Source organism: Micromonospora sp. BL1 (assembly GCF_003667485.1).
GTDB classification, from domain to species: Bacteria; Actinomycetota; Actinomycetes; order Mycobacteriales; family Micromonosporaceae; genus Micromonospora; species Micromonospora tulbaghiae.
In genome coordinates this window covers 21,377-38,452 of record NZ_RCVK01000284.1, presented here as the reverse complement: position 1 = coordinate 38,452, position 17,076 = coordinate 21,377, and the positions used below count along the sequence as shown (strand labels likewise).

Here is a 17,076-nt window from a genome sequence, read left to right as displayed (position 1 = left end):
CCGCCTGCGGTCAGCTCCCGAATCCGGAATCTGCGGGAAGCGAGATGTCGGGCTTTTCGAGCTCTTCCACATTGACGTCCTTGAACGTCATTACTCGAACATTCTTGACGAAACGGGCAGGGCGGTACATGTCCCACACCCAGGCGTCGTGCATCTCGACCTCGAAGTAGACCTCGCCGTCGGAGTTGCGCACGTGCAGGTCGACCTGGTTGGCCAGGTAGAAACGGCGCTCGGTCTCCACCACGTAGGAGAACTGGCGGACGATGTCCCGGTACTCCCGGTAGAGCTGCAGCTCCATCTCGGTCTCGTACTTCTCGAGATCTTCCGCGCTCATCGCACTCCGCCTTCCATGACCACATCTTCCCCCACCGACGCCGGAGGTCGCGGCTGCTCGCCCAACGCCACGCCGACGGTACCCCCTGACGCGCCGCAGTGCCCCATCGGCTCGTCCGGGCGGCCGGCGAACGCTCCGGGCCCGAGACCCGGCAGCCCGGCCGCGGGCTCGGGCCGAGCCGCGTCGGCGCCCACCGGTCGGCGGGCGCGGGGAGGCCGGCCGTCCCGTCCGGAGACGGCGGCCACGTTCACGTACGAGAAGCGGTGTTCCCCGCAGGGCCCGAGCGCGCGCAGGGCAGCGCTGTGCTCGGCGGTGATGTAGCCCTTGTGCTCGGCGAAGCCGTAGCCGGGGAACCGCCCGTCCAGTTCCACCATGATCCGGTCCCGGGTGACCTTGGCCAGCACGCTCGCCGCCGCCACGCACGCGGCCACCCGGTCGCCCTTCCAGACCGCCAGGCCCGGCACGTCCAGCCCGTCGACGCCGAAGCCGTCGGTCAGCACGTACTCCGGGCGGGTGGTGAGCGAGGCGAGCGCCCGGCGCATCGCGGCGAGGTTGCACACGTGCAGCCCGCGGGCGTCGACCTCCTCGGCCGGGATGACCACCACTGCGTACGCCAGGGCCCGTGCCACCACCTCGTCGTAGACGCGCTCGCGGGCGGCGGGGGTGAGCAGCTTCGAGTCGGCCAGCTCGTCGATCTCGCCGCGCCGGCCCTCGGGCAGGATCGCGGCGGCGGCCACGAGCGGCCCGGCGCAGGCGCCTCGACCGGCCTCGTCGGCGCCCGCCACGTGCCGGAAGCCGCGCCGTTGCAGGGCCCGCTCCAGCGCGTAGAGGCCGCCGTCGCGGCGCACCACGGTGCGCGGCGGGGTCAGCACGCGCCACCTCCCCCCAGCACGGCGCCGAGCCGGCCGGGCAGGTCCGGCGGGTAGTAGCGCTCGGCGGAGGCGGCCAGCTCGGCGACCGGCCACCAGCGGTGCCCGTGCACGCTCGCCCGTTCGACGTCGTTGAAGCCGGCCGTGTCGACCTCCCAGCCCGTCACCCGGACCAGGTAGAACTGCTGCTCCTGGCGGTACCAGACGCCGTCGAACGGGAACTCGACGGTCTCCGCCCAGACCGGCGCGCCCAGCTCGGCCGGGGCCATGCGCAAGCCGGTCTCCTCGGCCAATTCCCGGGCGGCGCCGTCGGCCGGGGACTCCCCCGGGTCCAGCCCGCCGCCGGGGGTGAACCAGTAGCGGTGACCCGGCCGGGCCGGATCACTGCCCTGGAAGAGCAGCACCCGGTCGGACGCGTCGACCAGCAGCACCCGGGCCGCGCGACGAGGGGTGTAGACGGTCACCGCACCAGCCTGCCAGACGCCTGCGACGAACGACCACGCCCTCCCGCCGCCGAGCCGGGGCCGGCGTGCCGGAGCGTGGCGCGGGCCGGCTCAGGGATTGGGGATCCCGTCGAACTGCTCGGGGACGCTGAGCCAGGTCGCGCGGCTGACCGGCCAGAAGATGGTGAAGGCCCGGCCGACGACCTCGCCCTCGGGGATGGTGGCGACGTTGATGTCCTCGCCCGACTGCTGCCAGTGCTCCAGCGAGTCGCCGGACGCCTCCCGGTGGTCGCCCATGACCCACAGGCGCCCCTTCGGCACGGTGACGTCGAAGTCCTGGTCGGCGGGCTTGTTGCCGGGGAAGATGAACGGCTCGTCGATCGGCTTGCCGTTGATGACCAGCCGCTCCTGGCCGCCGGTGCGGTCGCAGCAGACCACGTGATCGCCGCCGACGCCGATCACCCGCTTGATGAAGTCCTCGCCGTCGGGGTTGCCGCTCCACTCGGTGGGCGCCTTGAAGACGATCACCTCACCCCGGTGCGGCGAGCGGAAGTCGTAGACCAGCTTGTTGACAAGCACCCGATCGTCGATCTTGAGGGTGTTCTCCATGGACGGCGACGGGATGAAGAAGGTCTGCAGCACGAAGGCACGCACCAGCACCGCGACCAGGATCGCCACGCCCAGGAGGATGGGCAGCTCCTTCCAGAAGGAACTGCGGGGCTTCTCGGTCTGCTCGTCGATCACGGGAGGAGCCTACGTCGCCGGGTACGGCGCGGTCGCCCCGAACCCGCCAGAACGGTGAGCGTCGCCGCGACCGGGAGGATCAGGACGACGCCGCCGACCGGGTCGGGATCCACCGGCAGCGGCCCCGCGGGCGCGGCGTCCGCGCGGGGCACGCTGGTGAACGTCTCCGGTACGGACAGAGTGGTCCACCGCTGCGACGGCCAGACGATCATGAAGGCCCGGCCGACCACGTTCTCGATCGGCACCGGCCCCTGACATCGGGCGTCCTGCGAGACCAGCCGGTGGTCACCCATCACGAAGATCTGCCCCGGCGGCACCACCACCTCGGTGAACTGCCGGGACCGGCACTCCTTGGGATTGGGCGGCAGCTCGACCGGGGAGTCCTCGGAGACGTACGCCTGCTCGTCCAGCGGCACCCCGTTGACCACCACCCGGCCGTCGTCGCAGCACCAGACCTTGTCGCCCGGTACGCCGATGACGCGCTTGATGAAGTCCTTCTCGCCGGGGCGGCTGACGCCCACCAGGTCGCCGAGCGTGCGGCCGACCCGGCCGGCGAAGTTGGCCGGCGGCGCGGGCGCCTCCTGGGCGACCCAGCGGTCGGTGCCCCGGAACACCACCACCTCGCCGCGGACCGGGTCGCGGACGTCGTAGACGACCTTGTTGACCAGCACCCGGTCGCCGACGAGCAGCGTGTTCTCCATCGACCCGGAGGGGATGAAGAACGCCTGGAGCAGGAAGGTGCGGATCAGCACCGCGAGGCAGAACGCCACGATCAGCAGCAGCGGCAGCTCCTGCCAGAGCGGCATCTGGCGGCGGCCGCGGCGGGCCCGCCGGCGCCAGGGATCGACGGCGCCGTCCTCGTCAACCATCTGCACCATGCCACTCTCCGGTCCGCGGAAACGACACTACCGCCCGGGAGTCTCCTCGGAGACCCCACGGGCGGTAGTGGACCGTTTCGCACCGTCCGGCTGCGCCCGTACCGACCAGGGTAATGCGGTCTGGTCGATACGACATCCGCGCAGCTCGGGCGGCGTGGCGTACGGACGTCAGTTCGCCGGCTGCTTCTCCCGCAGCTCCTTGATCTTGGCCTTCTTGCCGCGCAGCTCACGCAGGTAGTAGAGCTTGGCGCGACGCACGTCACCGCGGGTCACGACCTCGATCCGGTCGATGCCCGGGCCGTTGAGCGGGTAGGTCCGCTCCACGCCGACGCCGAAGCTGACCTTGCGGACCGAGAAGGTCTCGCGCAGACCGTCACCCTGGCGGCGGATGACGACGCCCTGGAAGATCTGGACCCGGGACCGGTTGCCCTCGACGACCCGCGCGTGCACCTTGACGGTGTCACCGGCACGGAAGTCGGGCAGGTCGGTACGCTTCGACTGGGCGTCAAGGGCGTCCAGGATGTTCATCGCTGTGTCCTCGTGAGGCTCACGGCGCATCGTCAGTCGATGCGCGGATGGGTGATTCTGACCCCCGGGTGGTGACCGGCGAGACCGGCCCCGGTCGAGGGTCCTCGCAGCCGCCCACGGCGCGGACGGATGCGGCAACCCCTCTACTTTGCCACATGCCCCGGCGGCGAGGAAAATCCGCCCCGGTCCAGCGTCGCCCGGTCCCGCTTGTCGAGCGTCTCCGGGGCCAGCGCGCCGATCATGTCGGGGCGCCGGGCCGCGGTCCGCAGCAGCGACTCGTCCCGCCGCCAGCGGTCGATCCTGGCGTGGTCGCCGGAGCGCAGCACCTCGGGCACGTCCAGCCCGCGCCAGCTCGCCGGCTTGGTGTAGAGCGGTGCCTCCAGCAGCCCGTGCGCGTGCGACTCCTCGTCCAGCGACCCGGCGTTGCCGAGCACGCCGGGCAGCAGCCGGGTGACCGCCTCCAGGATCACCAGCACGGCCACCTCGCCGCCGAACAGCACGTAGTCGCCGAGGGAGACCTCGGTCACCGGCATCCGGGTCGCCGCGTGGTCCAGCACCCGCTGGTCGATGCCCTCGTACCGGCCGCAGGCGAACAGCAGGTGCGACTCGGCGGCCAGCTCGTGCGCCAGGGCCTGGGTGAACGGGACGCCCGCGGGCGACGGCACGAGCAGCCGGGGCAGCGTGTGCCCGTCCGGGCTCAGCTCGCCGGGCGCCAGCGCGTCCAGCGCCTCGCCCCACGGCTCGGGCCGCATGACCATGCCCGGACCGCCGCCGTAGGGCGTGTCGTCGACGGTGCGGTGCACGTCGTGGGTCCAGGTCCGCAGATCGTGTACGGCCAGCCGCAGCGTGCCGTTCGCCCGGGCCTTGCCGATGAGCGAGAGATCCAGCGGGGCGAAGTACTCGGGGAAGATCGACACGATGTCGACGCGCATGCGGTGGCTCCAGCTAGAGGTCGAGCAGACCGCCGGGCAGGTCGACGACGACGCGACCGCCGGCCAGATCCACCTCGGGCACGATCGCCTTGACGAACGGGACCAGCGCGGTACGCCCCTCGGGGCGCCGCAGCACCAGCATGTCGGACGCGGGCGCGTGGTCGATGCGGGCGACCTCGCCCACGTGCTCGCCGTCGCGGGTGACCACGGTGAGCCCGACCAGCTGGTGGTCGTGGAACTCCTCCGGGTCCTCCGGCGGGGCGACGTCGGCGCTGTCCACGCCGAGCAGCGTGTTGCGCAGCGCCTCGGCGACGTCGCGCTCCAGCACGCCCTCGAAGGCGACGAGCAGGCGGCCCTGATGCCAGCGGGCCGACTCGACGGTGAGTGTCGGCGGCACCCGCCAGGCGCCGGGCTCCGACGGGGTGACCCCCGGCTCGGTGGTCAACACCGAACCGGGGGCGAACCGTGCTTCGGGCTCGTCGGTACGCACCTCCACGGTGACCTCACCGCGGATGCCGTGCGGCTTACCGATCCGGCCGACGACGAGAAGCATCAGTACGAGTCGACGATGTCGACGCGTACCCCACGCCCGCCGATGGAGCCGATGACCTGGCGCAGCGCCTTGGCGGTCCGGCCGGACCGCCCGATCACCGTGCCGAGGTCCTCGGGGTGCACGCGGACTTCGAGGCGCTTGCCCCGACGGGAGTCGACCATGCGCACCCGGACGTCGTCCGGGTGGTCGACGATGCCCTTGACCAGGTGCTCCAGAGCGGGACGCAGCGGCATGTCAGGCCTGCTCGCCGGACTCGGCACCGGTCTGCTCCTCGGCCTTGGGGGCCTCGGCCTCCGGCTTGGCGGCCTTCTTGGCCGGCTTCGCCGGGGTGTCCGCCACGCCGGCGGCGGCCTTCGCCTCGGCCTCGTACGCCGCCTTGCGGTCGGCCCGCTCGGGGGCGACCTTCAGCGGCGGCGGGGCGGGCAGGCCCTTGAACTTCTGCCAGTCACCGGTCAGCTCCAGCAGGCGCTGCACGGCCTCGCTCGGCTGGGCGCCGACCGAGAGCCAGTACTGGACCCGCTCCGACTTGACCTCGATCACCGAAGGGTCTTCCTTCGGCTGGTACACACCGACGAACTCGATCGCGCGACCGTCACGCTTGGTGCGCGAGTCGGCGACGACGATGCGGTACTGCGGGTTGCGGATCTTGCCCATCCGCAGGAGCCGGATCTTTACGGCCACAGTTGTTTCGCTCCTGTTGCGATCTCACCGGCCCGTACGGGCGGTGTGGCGGGTGAGCGCCGACCGGCACAGTGGGGTTTGGGCCGGAGACTGCTCGGTGAACTGGCGACGCGCCCGGGTTAGAGGGCGCCGGACGCGCGCCGGATACCAGCGACCCATTCTGCCAGATCCGGCCCGGAACTCTCACACCGGACCCGGACACCACGCCCGGGACGGGGCGGGCCGTGACGGAGGACACCGGTTCAGCGCACCGGCGGACGGTCCCAACCGGGCGGAAGTTCGTCCGGTACATCCCATTCCGCGGGTGGAGTGAAGTCGCACCAGGTGCCGTCGAACGGGAACTCGCCCGCCTCGGCGATCCGGATCACCCGCTCGCCCTCGGCGCGTACCGCCTTCTCGTCGGCCACCCAGTAGTGCTCCGGGAACGCCAGCCGCTCGGCGAACTCGTCCTCGTCCTTCCACTCCCAGCTCAGGTCCGGGTGGACCACCACGTCGAGGTCCTGGTCGACCATGTCGACCCCGGCCACCGCGCCGTCGTCCCAGCGGACGCCGGGCTCCTCCAGGTTCACGTACCAGTTCTGGAAGCGCCCTGCCGCGTCGCGGAACCACCAGACCGAGTGGGCCGCGCCCGTGGGCAGGAACTTCAGCACCGGGGGACCGTTCCACAGCCCCTGCGCGAGCCGGTAGGACGACGTCACCCACTCGGCGAACGGCACGGCCCGCATGCCCAGGCCGGCCTCCGTCACCTCGTGCGCGACCGGCGCCGTCCGCGCCACCCAGAGCAGCAGGCCGCGCTCGTCGTCGGAGACCACGCGGGCCGACCGGACCCAGCCGATCCGGCCGTGCCGCACGTTCCGGTGCAGGATCAGCCGCCCCGGCGCGAACCGGCCGGCCGGATCGCCGGGTCGCATCTCAGTACGCGCGGGCGAGGATCGCCACCAGGTCGGGCTCGTCCTCCGAGTCCGGCACCGAGCCGTCGGCGCGCACCAGGCAACGGACCGTCACGCCCTGACCGTTCGCCTCGGCCTCGCCCTCGACGCCGACCGCCGACCACGGCACCCGCGCCCAGCCGGTGGCGGACGCCTCGATCGCCTCGGCCAGCGTCGACACCTCGACGGTGCGGGACCGGCGGAACTCCAGCGCCTGGTCGTGCAGCGCCCGCTGGTCGGCCTCCAGCGCGGCCAGCACCGCGCCGACCACGTCGGCGACCGGCGTCGGGGCCTTCGAGCCGTCCGTACGCCGGACCACCACCGCGTTGCCGGCGGCCAGGTCACGCGGGCCGACCTCGACGCGCACCGGGTAGCCGCGCAGCTCGGCGTCGACGGCGCGGCGGCCGAACGCGGTGTCGGTCCGGTCGTCGAGCGCCACCCGCACCCCGGCGTCCCGCAGTGCGTCGTGAAGCTTCCGGGCCGCCTCACCGACGCCGTCGCCGTCCTTGACGATCATCACGTACGCCTGGGCCGGCGCCAGCTTCGGCGGCACCCGCAGCCCGTTGTCGTCGCCGTGGCACATGATCAGGCCGCCGAGCATCCGGGTGGACGTGCCCCAGGAGGTGGTCCACGCGTGCTCCCGGCCGCCCTCGGCCGAGGAGTAGCTGATGTCGAACGCCTTGGCGAAGTTCTGGCCCAGTTCGTGGCTGGTGCCCAGCTGGAGCGCCTTGCCGTCGCCCATCATGCCCTCGCACGTGTACGTGGCGGTGGCGCCGGCGAAGCGCTCCCGGGCGGTCTTCAGGCCGACCACCACCGGGATGCCGAGCACGTTGACCATCAGGTCCTCGTACGCCTCGTGCAGGATCCGCCGGGCGTAGGCGCGGGCGTCGGAGCGGGTCGCGTGCGCGGTGTGCCCCTCCTGCCAGAGGAACTCACTGGTACGCAGGAAGATCCGCGGGCGCAGCTCCCACCGGACCACGTTGGCCCACTGGTTGAGCAGCAGCGGCAGGTCGCGGTACGAGTCGATCCACTTGGCCATGAACTCGCCGATGACCGTCTCGCTCGTGGGGCGCACCACCACCGGCTCGGCGAGCTGCTTGCCGCCACCGTGCGTGACCACCGCCAGCTCCGGCGAGAAGCCCTCGACGTGCTCGGCCTCGCGCTTGAGGTAGCTCTCCGGGATGAACAGCGGGAAGTACGCGTTCTCCGCGCCGGCCGCCTTGATCCGGGCGTCCATCTCGGCCTGCATCCGCTCCCAGATGGCGTAGCCGGCCGGTCGGATCACCATGGTCCCCCGGACCGGGCCGTTGTCGGCCAGCTTCGCCTTGGCGATCAGGTCCTGGTACCAGCGGGGAAAGTCCTCCGCACGGGGAGTGAGCACGCGTGCCATGACCGCACATCCTATGCGTCCCGTGACGGGTCGCCGCAGCCGGGCGCGCCCGCACTACCATCTGCCGTCATGCTCTCCCCCAGCCCCGACCCGGCACCGGCGCTGGCCCCGCTCGCCGCCCGCTGGGTGGCCTGGGTGGCCGCCCACCGCCAGCCGGTCAACCCGCTCAAGGACACCACCGGCCGGCACGGCGGGCGCCACCAGCCGGACGACGTGTGGTTCCTCGCCGGCACGCAGGGCGGCGGGGTCGCCCGGCGTTGCGTGGTACCGGCGGGTCGCCCCCTGTTCTTCCCGGCGATCTGCTGCTGGCGGGTCGGCCGCCGGGACGGCCCGGTCGCGCCGATGCCCCACGCCGGCGGGCACGCCGAACTGGACGGGGTCGCGGTGCCGGTGCGGCCGGCGGGCTCCCCCGCCTCGTTCCCGGTACGGGGGTTCTTCAACAACGTCGTCACCGCGTGGCCGTGGCCGGTGCACGTCTCCTGCTGGGGCCTGTGGGGTCTGGTGCCGCCACCCGCGCCGGGGACGCACCACCTGACCTTCGGCGGCCACGACGGCCGATCGTTCCGGGTCGAGGCGGAGTACGAACTCGAGGTGCGCTGACGAGCGCCCGTAGACTTCGATCACCATGCCTAAGCCGAGGAATGTCACACCGGTGCGCGAGTCGATCGTCGACGCCGCCCGTTCGCTGACCGTCACGACCGGCTGGGCCGGGGTCCGGATGGGCGCCGTCGCGAGCGCGGCGGGGGTGAGCCGGCAGACGGTCTACAACGAGTTCGGCACCAAGGCGGGCCTGGGTGATGCGCTGGCCCGGCACGAGGTGGACCGGTTCGTCGGCCAGGTCCGGTCCGCGCTCGACGAGCACGACTCGGACGTCCGCGCGGCCGCGTACGCGGCGATCCACCGCACCCTCGCCTCGGCCGCCGAGAACCCGCTGGTTCGGGCGGTGCTGACCAGCACCCGGGGCGGTTCGGAGGAGCTGCTGCCGTACCTGACCACCCGGTCCGAACTGGTGCTCGCCGAGGCCGCGGCGGCGCTGCTGGAGTGGACCGGGCACCGCCTGCCGGACGCCGACCCGGCGGCGCTGGCGTTCGCGGCGGACAGCGTCGTACGCCTGGTGGTGAGCCACATCGTGCTGCCCGGCGGCCCGGTCGAGGAGACCGCCGACCGGCTGGCCGACCTGGCGGTGCGCCTGTTCCTGATGGCGGCGACGACCCGCTAGGGCCGCCGACGACGAGCGCGGCCGGTCAGCGGACGATCCGGCCCGTCAGCGGACGACCCGACCGCGCAGCACGATCCGGCTGGGCGCGCGGACCACGCGCAGGTCGCGGCGCGGATCCTCGCGGTAGACCACCAGGTCGGCGAGGCCGCCCTCGACCAGCCCGGGGAAGCCGAGCCACTCGCGGGCCCCCCAGGAGGCGGCCGCCAGCACGTCCGGGGCGGACATCCCGGCCTGCTCGTGCAGCAGCAGCATCTCCTCGGCCGCCAGGCCGTGGTCGATGCCGCCGCCCGCGTCGGTGCCGACGTAGATCGGCACGCCCGCCTCGTGCGCGGCGCGCACCACCTCGGGGAAGCGGTCGCGCAGGGCGAGCATGTGGTCGGCGTACCCGGGGAACTTGGGCCGGGCCTGCTCCGCGATGTGGCCGAACGTCCGGATGTTGATCATCGTGGGGACCAGCGCGGTGCCCTGCCGGGCCATCAGGTCGATCAGGTCGAGGCTCAGCCCGGTGCCGTGCTCCACCGAGTCCACCCCGGCCCGCACCATGATCTCCACGGCCGACTCGGAGAAGGTGTGCACCGCCGCGCGTACCCCGGCGGCGTGCGCGGCGGCGACCGCCGCGGTCATGGTGTCGGCGTCCCAGGCCGGCGCCAGGTCCCCCACCCCCCTGTCGATCCAGTCGCCGACCAGCTTGACCCAGCCGTTGCCGGCCGCGGCCTGCGCGGCCACCGTCGCGGCCACCTCCGCGGCGCCGACCTCCACGCCGATGTCGCGCAGGTAGCGCTTCGGCGGCGCGACGTGCCGGCCCGCGCGGGACAGTCGCGGCAGGTCCGGCTCGTCCTCCAGTTCCGGGTACGGGTACGGCGAGCCGGCGTCGCGGATCGCCAGCACGCCCGCGTCCCGGTCGATCCGGGCCAGCTCCCGGGCCTGGTCGAGGGAGGTGATCGGGCTGCCGCCGCGGGCGATGCCGATGTGGCAGTGCGCGTCGGTCAGGCCGGGCAGGACGAAACCGCCGTCGGCCACCGTCTCGGCGCCGGGCACCGGTTCGAAGGTGACCCGGTCGCCGACCAGCCAGACGTCCCGGACCTCGTCGTCGGGAAGGAACACACCGCGCACGTGCAGAGCCATGTGCACAGTCCTACCCGATCAGTCCTCCTCGCCGGCGAGCAGGTCGTTGCGGCGCGCGGTCAGCGCCGGCAGATCGACCGAGACCTTCCAGGGCCGCTCGGTGACGAACAGGTCCTCGGCCTGACTGACCTGCTTGTACTCGCGATTGGCGCCGAGCACGTACTCAGTCAGCGTGATCTTCTCCTTGACCGGGTCGAGCACCCAGTAGGAGCGGACACCGGCGTGCGCGTAGACCCTGGCCTTGTCGTACATGTCGCGGAAGGTGGAGGTCGGCGAGATGACCTCGACCGCGAGCACCGCGTCCTCGACCGGCAACGGGCTCCGGTTGGCGTTACCCCGCACGACCGCGACGACGTCCGGCCAGGGCTCGTTCCGGTGGTCGACCCGCATCGACAGGTCGATCCCGACCTGGTACTCCTTCGGGCAGTTGACGCGGAGCGCGAGCAGCAACTCGACACACATGTCCTGGTGCAGCAGAGTGGGCGACGGCACGATCAACCTTCCGTTGATCAGTTCGTACGGAAGGTCCTTGGGCAGTTCGCCCAGGTCGTCGACCGTCCACTCGTGCCGCTCCGGCAGGATCGGGGCCGCGGTCATTGACATCTCCTTCCAGGGGGCGACATCACCTTAAGAGACAGCAATGTCGCCCACCGTCACCGACACGCTAGCGGGGGCCCTTGTCGCCGCCCTTGCCCAGCTTGTTGAAGTCGATCTTCGGGAGCTTGAAGCCGGGCGGCAGGCCCTGCCCACCGGCCAGGTCACCCGGGTCCAGGCCCGGCGGGAGCTGCGGCATGCCGCCCGGGAAGCCGCCCGGCATCCCGGCGCCGGTACGCGGCCGCCCGCCGCCCTTGGTGCCCTTGCGCTTGTTCTTCGGCGACTTGGTCGCCTTGCGCCGGCCACCGCCGGGCAGGCCCATCATGCCGCCCATCTGCTTCATCATCTTCTGCGCGTCGGCGAAGCGGTTGAGCAGTTGGTTGACGTCCATGACGGTGACGCCGGAGCCGCCCGCGATCCGGGCCCGGCGGGAGCCGTTGATGATCTTCGGGTTGGTGCGCTCGGCCGGGGTCATCGAGCGGATGATCGCGGTGACCCGGTCGAAGTGCTTGTCGTCCAGCTCGGCGAGCTGGTCCTTCATCTGCCCCATGCCCGGCATCATGGCCAGCACGTTGGCGATCGGGCCCATCCGCCGGACCGCGATGAGCTGGTCGAGGAAGTCCTCCAGCGTGAAGGTCTCCCCGCCCATCAGCTTGGCGGTCATCTTCTCCTTCTGATCGGAGTCGAAGGCCGCCTCGGCCTGCTCGATCAGAGTGAGGACGTCGCCCATGCCGAGGATCCGGCTGGCCATCCGGTCCGGGTGGAAGACGTCGAAGTCCTCCAGCTTCTCGCCGGTGGAGGCGAACAGGATCGGCTGGCCGGTCACCTCGCGGACGGAGAGCGCGGCGCCACCGCGGGCGTCGCCGTCGAGCTTGGACAGCACCACGCCGGTGATGCCCACGCCGTCGCGGAACGCCTCGGCGGTGCGCACCGCGTCCTGACCGACCATGGCGTCGATGACGAAGATGACCTCGTCGGGCTGGACCGCGTCGCGGATGTTCGCGGCCTGCTGCATCATCTCGGTGTCGATACCGAGCCGGCCGGCGGTGTCGACGATGACGATGTCCCGGGCGGCGCGGCGGGCGTGCTCGATCGAGTCGCGGGCCACCTGCACCGGGTCGCCGACGCCGTTGCCGGGCGCCGGGGCGTACACCTCGACGCCGGCCCGGCCACCGAGCACCTGGAGCTGCCCGACGGCGTTGGGACGCTGGAGGTCGGCGGCGACGAGCAGCGGCTGGTGGCCCTGGCTCTTGAGCCAGCGGGCCAGCTTGCCGGCGAGCGTCGTCTTGCCGGAGCCCTGGAGGCCGGCCAGCATGATCACCGTCGGGGGGTTCTTGGCGAACTGGAGCCGCCGCCCCTCGCCGCCGAGGACGTTGATCAGCTCCTCGTTGACGATCTTGACGATCTGCTGCGCCGGGTTGAGCGCCTGGGAGACCTCGGCGCTCCGCGCCCGCTCCTTGACGTTCGCGATGAAGCCCTTGACGACCGGCAGGGCGACGTCGGCCTCCAGCAACGCCATCCGGATCTCGCGCGCGGTGGCGTCGATGTCGGCGTCGGTGAGCCGGCCCTTGCCGCGGAGCTTGGTGAAGATCCCGGACAGGCGGTCACTCAAGGTGTCAAACACGCGAACATCCCGTTTGTCGTTTTCGGCGGGCACATGCTGCCGGGCCGGTGGTCCAGCCCACCGTTAGGGTAGCCCGCCACCCACCCGCCCGCTCCGGCCCGGCAGCCCGTTCCGCTACACGGCGGCGAGCACGGCGGCCTCGATCCGGGCCCGTTCCTCGTCCGAGAGCCCGCCGCCGACCAGGTAGAACGTGTCCACCACGTCGCCGCCGAGCGTCGAGATCCGGGCCGCGCGCACCTGGGCGCCGGCCTCGTCCAGCGCACAGGTCACCCGGTACAGCAGCCCGGCCGCGTCGGCGGCCCGCAGCTCCAGCAGGACCGCGTCGGTGGCCGCCTCCCGGTGCCAGACCACCCGGGGTGCGGCACCCTGGCCGCGCGCGGCGAGCGCCCGGCCGCGCAGCCGCTGGATGACCGAGACGTCGCCACCGACCGCGCGGCGCAGGTCGGCGCTGAGCGCGATCGGCTCCGGGGCCAGCCCGTAGCGCGGCTGCACCCGGCACTCGACCAGGGCCCGGCCGTCGACGGTGGCGGCGTCCGCGGAGATCACCTCCAGGCGGTGCAGCGCCAGGCAGCCGGCGACCGTCGCGAGCAGCCCGCGCCGGTCGGCCGCGGCCACCGACACCCGGTCCTCCCCCAGGTGTACGACCGGCAGCGGCCCCGCCACCAGCGCCGGGTCCGGAGCCGGCGGGGCGGGCACCACGCCCGTGTCCAGCGTGGTGCGCACCCGGCTCACCAGTTCGGCGATCAGCCGGCCCTTCCAGCCGGACCAGGCGGCCGGGCCGGTGGCGGCGGCGTCGGCGCGGACCAGGGCGTGCAGCAGTTCCAGCGTGCCGGTGTCGCCGACGCGCCCGGCGACCCCCGCGATGGTCTTCGGGTCGGACAGGTCGCGCCGGGTGGCCACGTCGGGCAGCAGCAGGTGCAGCCGGACCAGTGTGCCGATGAGCACCGCCTCGTCCGGCGGCAGCCCGACCCGGGTGGCGACCGCCTCGGCCAGCGGCGCGCCCACTGTCGAATGGTCACCGGGCAGTCCCTTGCCGATGTCGTGCAGGAACGCGCCGAGCAGCAGCAGGTCCGGCCGTTCCACGTCGCGGGTGTGCCGGCTCGCCTCGTACGCGGTCTGCACCAGGTGCCGGTCGAGCGTGAACCGGTGCACCGGGTTGTGCTGGGGCAGGCTGCGCATCCGGGTCCACTCGGGCAGCCAGCGGTCGATCAGCCCGTACCTGTCGCAGGTCTCCCAGGCGGGCACCAGGCCGGGACCGGCGCCGAGCAGGGTGATCAGCGCGGCGCGGGCCGCCGGTGGCCAGGGCGCGGGCAGCGGCGGGCAGTACGCGGCCAGCCACTCGCAGGTGGCCCGCGCGATCGGCAGCCGGGTGGTGGCGGCCGCGGCGGCCACGCGCAGCGACAGGCTCGGGTCGGGGCGGGCCCCGATGGCGGTGCGGGCGAGCACCAGTTCCCCGTCCTGCTCCACCACGTCCCGGGCGACCGGGCGGCGCAGCGGACGGCCGGGCGCGGCGCGGTGCCGCCCGGAGCGGAGCCGGTCGGCGGCCCGCCAGGCGTCGTCGAGGGCGTGGCTCACCGTGCGGGCGTCGCCGGCCACCAGCCGCAGCAGCGCGTCGCCGTCCTCGGCGCCGAGCAGGCGCGCCACGCCGTCGCGTTCCTGGGCGACCAGGCGGTCGACCCGGCGGCCCACCTGCTGGTGCAGCGCGTCGCGGGTGTCCAGCAGCCGCCGGTGTGCCGCGTACACGGCCGGGCGGAGCGCGTCGGTGACCCCGGCGGTGGCGATGGCGCGCAGGATGCCCACGTCGCGCAGCCCGCCGGCCGCCTCCTTGAGGTCGCCTTCGAGCAGGAAGGCCAGTTCGCCGTGCGCCTCCCAGCGGGCGGCGGTGATCTCGCGCAGGCCGGGGAGCTGGCGGATCGCGGTCCGCCGCCAGTGGTCGGTGGCGGTACGGGAGAGCTGGTCGGTGAGCGCCGGGTCGCCCGCCACGTGCCGGGCGTCGAGCAGGCCGAGGGCGACCTTGACGTCGTCCTGGGCCACCGACAGCGCCTCGGCGACGGTGCGCACCGAGTGGTCCAGCCGCAGTCCGGCGTCCCAGATCGGATACCAGAGCGACGCGGCCAGCTCGTCGATGCCGGGCACCCCGGCGTGCAGCAGCACCAGGTCGAGGTCGCCGTAGGGGGCGCACTGGCGGCGGCCCAGCCCGCCCACCGCGACGAGCGCGACGCCGTCCCGGTCCGGGAAGGCCCGGCACAGCCAGGCGTCGAGCGCGTCGGCCCGCGCGGACCGGGCGGCCGCGCCGATGCCCCCGGGTACGCCGACGACCTCGTTGACCACCGCCTGGCCCTCGGAGGGGCCGGTGGCGGTGGTCAACGAGGTCATGTCGGCGGATCCGGCGATCAGAGGGCGTCGAGCCCGCGCTCGCCGGTACGCACCCGGACGACCTCCTCGACGCCGGTCACCCAGACCTTGCCGTCGCCGATCTTGCCGGTCCGGGCGGCGCCGACGATCGCGTCCACGATCTTGTCGACGTCCATCTCGTCGGTGAGCACCTCGACCCGGATCTTGGGCAGGAACTCGACCGTGTACTCGGCACCCCGGTAGACCTCGGTGTGCCCCTTCTGCCGGCCGTAGCCCTGGACCTCGCTGACGGTCAGCCCGGCCACGCCGAGCGCGTGCAGGGCCTCCTTCACCGCGTCCAGCTGGTACGGCTTGATGACCGCGGTCACCAGCTTCATGTCCAACCCCTCCATCCCAGGAACGTTAACCGGCGACCTTCTCGCTGACCGGCGCGGACTCGTCGGTCTCGACGGCGGGCTCCGCGGCCGGCTTGCCGGCGCCGATCCCGGCCATCGCGAACGCGCCACCGCTGCTGCCCGTGGTGGGCGACAGGTCGTAGCCGCTCTCCGCGTGCTCGGCGATGTCGATGCCGTCGACCTCGGCCTCGGCGGAGACCCGCAGGCCGATCGTCTTGTCGATCACGAAGCCCAGGACGAAGGCGACCACGAACGAGTAGACGCTCACGATCAGCGCGCTGATCGCCTGCTTGCCGAGCAGCGAGGCGTCGCCGCCGACGAACAGGCCGTCGGTCTCCACCAGCGAGCTGACCGAGGCGGTGCCGAACAGGCCGATCCAGAGGCAGCCGATCCAGCCGCCGACGAAGTGCACGCCGACCACGTCGAGCGAGTCGTCGTAGCCGAGCCGGTACTTCAGGCCGACCGCGAGGGCGCAGACCGCACCGGCCACCACGCCCAGCAGCACCGCTGCGGCCGGGGTGATGAACGCACAGGCCGGGGTGATCGCGACCAGACCGGCGATCGCGCCGGACGAGGCGCCGACCAGGGTCGGCTTGCCGTCGCGCAACCACTCCACCACGATCCAGCCGAGCAGCGCGGCGGCGGTGGCGACCTGGGTGTTGATGAACGCCAGCGCGGTGACCCCGTCGGCGGTCAGCTCGGAGCCGGCGTTGAAGCCGAACCAGCCGAACCACAGCAGCGCGGCGCCGAGGGCGACCATCGGGACGTTGTGCGGCTTCATGCTCTCGCGCGGCCAGCCGACCCGCTTGCCGAGCACGAGCACCAGCGCGAGCGCCGCCGCACCGGCGTTGATGTGCACGGCGGTACCACCGGCGAAGTCCAGCGCGCCGATGTCGCCGCCGATCAGCCCGCCGCCCCAGACCATGTGGGCGACCGGGAAGTAGACCAGCGTGGCCCAGCCGAACGCGAACAGCAGCCAGCCGGCGAACTTCACCCGGTCGGACAGCGCGCCGCTGATCAGCGCCACGGTGATGATCGCGAACATCATCTGGAAGGCGATGAAGACGTAGATCGGGATGCCGGTCTCGCCCCACAGGTCGTTCTCGCCGACGAAGGTCTTGGTGCCCAGGTACTGGCCCAGGTCACCCCAGAACCTGCCGCCCTCGCCGAAGGCGACGGTGAAGCCGTAGAAAAGCCACAGGATGCTGACGAGCCCGATGGACGAGAAGCTCATCATCATCATGTTCAGAACGCCCTTGGACCGGTTCAGGCCGCCGTAGAACAGCGCGAGACCGGGGGTCATGAGCAGCACGAGGGCAGTCGAGACAAGCAACCAGGCAGTGTTCCCGGTGTCGATCTCCACGCTGCCTCCTCTCGTTGTCGTATTCCTCCCTCCGACTGAGACCTGGCAGCATCGCCCGTCAGCCGGTTGCGCGGAAGCTTTGTCGCCGGCTGTTTCCTTCAGCGACACCGCGCGATTTCC

At 72.6% G+C, this 17,076-nt stretch carries 20 protein-coding genes; 2 read left to right on the top strand and 18 right to left on the bottom strand.

Translation table 11 applies throughout. From position 1 onward, the window contains the following. Positions 1 to 10: 10 nt before the first annotated feature. The 12 genes from EAD96_RS20880 to proS all read right to left on the bottom strand — a co-directional run bounded on the left by EAD96_RS20880 (position 11) and on the right by proS (position 8,281). Positions 11 to 334: a DUF2469 domain-containing protein gene (locus tag EAD96_RS20880; protein ID WP_011905215.1), complete on the bottom strand. Its 324-nt coding sequence runs from the start codon at positions 332 to 334 to the stop codon at positions 11 to 13. Further along, positions 331 to 1,206 (bottom strand): ribonuclease HII, encoded by an 876-nt coding sequence (locus EAD96_RS20875; RefSeq protein ID WP_120571170.1) that lies wholly within the window; start codon positions 1,204 to 1,206, stop codon positions 331 to 333. Before EAD96_RS20875 ends, EAD96_RS20880 begins: the two co-directional genes overlap by 4 nt. Further along, the gene (locus tag EAD96_RS20870; protein ID WP_120571171.1) at positions 1,200 to 1,667 is read right to left on the bottom strand and encodes an NUDIX hydrolase; all 468 of its coding nucleotides are present in this window, start codon (positions 1,665 to 1,667) and stop codon (positions 1,200 to 1,202) included. Before EAD96_RS20870 ends, EAD96_RS20875 begins: the two co-directional genes overlap by 7 nt. Before the next feature lie 90 nt (positions 1,668 to 1,757). Continuing rightward, the gene (gene lepB, locus EAD96_RS20865) at positions 1,758 to 2,390 is read right to left on the bottom strand and encodes a signal peptidase I (RefSeq protein WP_120571172.1); all 633 of its coding nucleotides are present in this window, start codon (positions 2,388 to 2,390) and stop codon (positions 1,758 to 1,760) included. Further along, entirely contained in the window at positions 2,387 to 3,268 is an 882-nt protein-coding gene (gene lepB / locus EAD96_RS20860) for a signal peptidase I (protein ID WP_120571173.1), read from the bottom strand. Before lepB (EAD96_RS20860) ends, lepB (EAD96_RS20865) begins: the two co-directional genes overlap by 4 nt. A gap of 168 nt (positions 3,269 to 3,436) precedes the next feature. Then, a complete protein-coding gene (gene rplS, locus EAD96_RS20855; RefSeq protein ID WP_013284591.1) occupies positions 3,437 to 3,796 on the bottom strand; it encodes a 50S ribosomal protein L19 in 360 nt (119 codons plus the stop codon). Between the two features lie 143 nt (positions 3,797 to 3,939). Continuing rightward, complete coding sequence (gene trmD / locus EAD96_RS20850; RefSeq protein ID WP_030269961.1) at positions 3,940 to 4,728, bottom strand: tRNA (guanosine(37)-N1)-methyltransferase TrmD; 789 nt, start codon at positions 4,726 to 4,728, stop codon at positions 3,940 to 3,942. A 13-nt stretch (positions 4,729 to 4,741) separates the two neighbouring features. Further along, positions 4,742 to 5,281 carry a ribosome maturation factor RimM gene (gene rimM / locus EAD96_RS20845; RefSeq protein ID WP_030269963.1) on the bottom strand — a complete coding sequence of 180 codons (540 nt, stop codon included), beginning with the start codon at positions 5,279 to 5,281 and terminating at the stop codon, positions 4,742 to 4,744. After that, on the bottom strand, positions 5,281 to 5,541 hold the full coding sequence (locus EAD96_RS20840; RefSeq protein WP_026268109.1) for an RNA-binding protein: 261 nt from the start codon (positions 5,539 to 5,541) through the stop codon (positions 5,281 to 5,283). The genes rimM and EAD96_RS20840 overlap by 1 nt, the downstream gene beginning before the upstream one ends. After that, positions 5,516 to 5,962, bottom strand: coding sequence for a 30S ribosomal protein S16 (rpsP, locus tag EAD96_RS20835; protein WP_120571174.1), 447 nt, complete (start codon positions 5,960 to 5,962; stop codon positions 5,516 to 5,518). The genes EAD96_RS20840 and rpsP overlap by 26 nt, the downstream gene beginning before the upstream one ends. Before the next feature lie 242 nt (positions 5,963 to 6,204). Next, the gene (locus EAD96_RS20830; protein ID WP_121685487.1) at positions 6,205 to 6,873 is read right to left on the bottom strand and encodes a DUF402 domain-containing protein; all 669 of its coding nucleotides are present in this window, start codon (positions 6,871 to 6,873) and stop codon (positions 6,205 to 6,207) included. 1 nt (position 6,874) lies between these two features. Beyond that, entirely contained in the window at positions 6,875 to 8,281 is a 1,407-nt protein-coding gene (gene proS, locus EAD96_RS20825; RefSeq protein WP_121685486.1) for a proline--tRNA ligase, read from the bottom strand. Between the two features lie 69 nt (positions 8,282 to 8,350). On the opposite strand from proS, the gene EAD96_RS20820 reads away from it, so the two are divergent. After that, complete coding sequence (locus tag EAD96_RS20820) at positions 8,351 to 8,881, top strand: hypothetical protein (RefSeq protein ID WP_121685485.1); 531 nt, start codon at positions 8,351 to 8,353, stop codon at positions 8,879 to 8,881. 25 nt (positions 8,882 to 8,906) lie between these two features. Next, on the top strand, positions 8,907 to 9,500 hold the full coding sequence (locus tag EAD96_RS20815) for a TetR/AcrR family transcriptional regulator (RefSeq protein WP_120571178.1): 594 nt from the start codon (positions 8,907 to 8,909) through the stop codon (positions 9,498 to 9,500). A gap of 45 nt (positions 9,501 to 9,545) precedes the next feature. Here the strand turns inward: EAD96_RS20815 and EAD96_RS20810 are convergent, their stop codons facing one another. The 6 genes from EAD96_RS20810 to EAD96_RS20785 all read right to left on the bottom strand — a co-directional run bounded on the left by EAD96_RS20810 (position 9,546) and on the right by EAD96_RS20785 (position 16,956). Next, on the bottom strand, positions 9,546 to 10,625 hold the full coding sequence (locus tag EAD96_RS20810; protein WP_120571179.1) for an amidohydrolase family protein: 1,080 nt from the start codon (positions 10,623 to 10,625) through the stop codon (positions 9,546 to 9,548). Between the two features lie 18 nt (positions 10,626 to 10,643). Then, complete coding sequence (locus EAD96_RS20805; protein WP_121685484.1) at positions 10,644 to 11,222, bottom strand: Uma2 family endonuclease; 579 nt, start codon at positions 11,220 to 11,222, stop codon at positions 10,644 to 10,646. Between the two features lie 67 nt (positions 11,223 to 11,289). Further along, a complete protein-coding gene (ffh, locus tag EAD96_RS20800; protein ID WP_121685483.1) occupies positions 11,290 to 12,843 on the bottom strand; it encodes a signal recognition particle protein in 1,554 nt (517 codons plus the stop codon). A 114-nt stretch (positions 12,844 to 12,957) separates the two neighbouring features. Further along, complete coding sequence (locus EAD96_RS20795) at positions 12,958 to 15,219, bottom strand: [protein-PII] uridylyltransferase (RefSeq protein WP_121685482.1); 2,262 nt, start codon at positions 15,217 to 15,219, stop codon at positions 12,958 to 12,960. Between the two features lie 17 nt (positions 15,220 to 15,236). Then, on the bottom strand, positions 15,237 to 15,575 hold the full coding sequence (locus EAD96_RS20790; RefSeq protein WP_013284578.1) for a P-II family nitrogen regulator: 339 nt from the start codon (positions 15,573 to 15,575) through the stop codon (positions 15,237 to 15,239). Positions 15,576 to 15,600: 25 nt separating this feature from the next. Then, positions 15,601 to 16,956, bottom strand: coding sequence for an ammonium transporter (locus tag EAD96_RS20785; protein WP_121685481.1), 1,356 nt, complete (start codon positions 16,954 to 16,956; stop codon positions 15,601 to 15,603). Between the last annotated feature and the right edge of the window lie 120 nt (positions 16,957 to 17,076).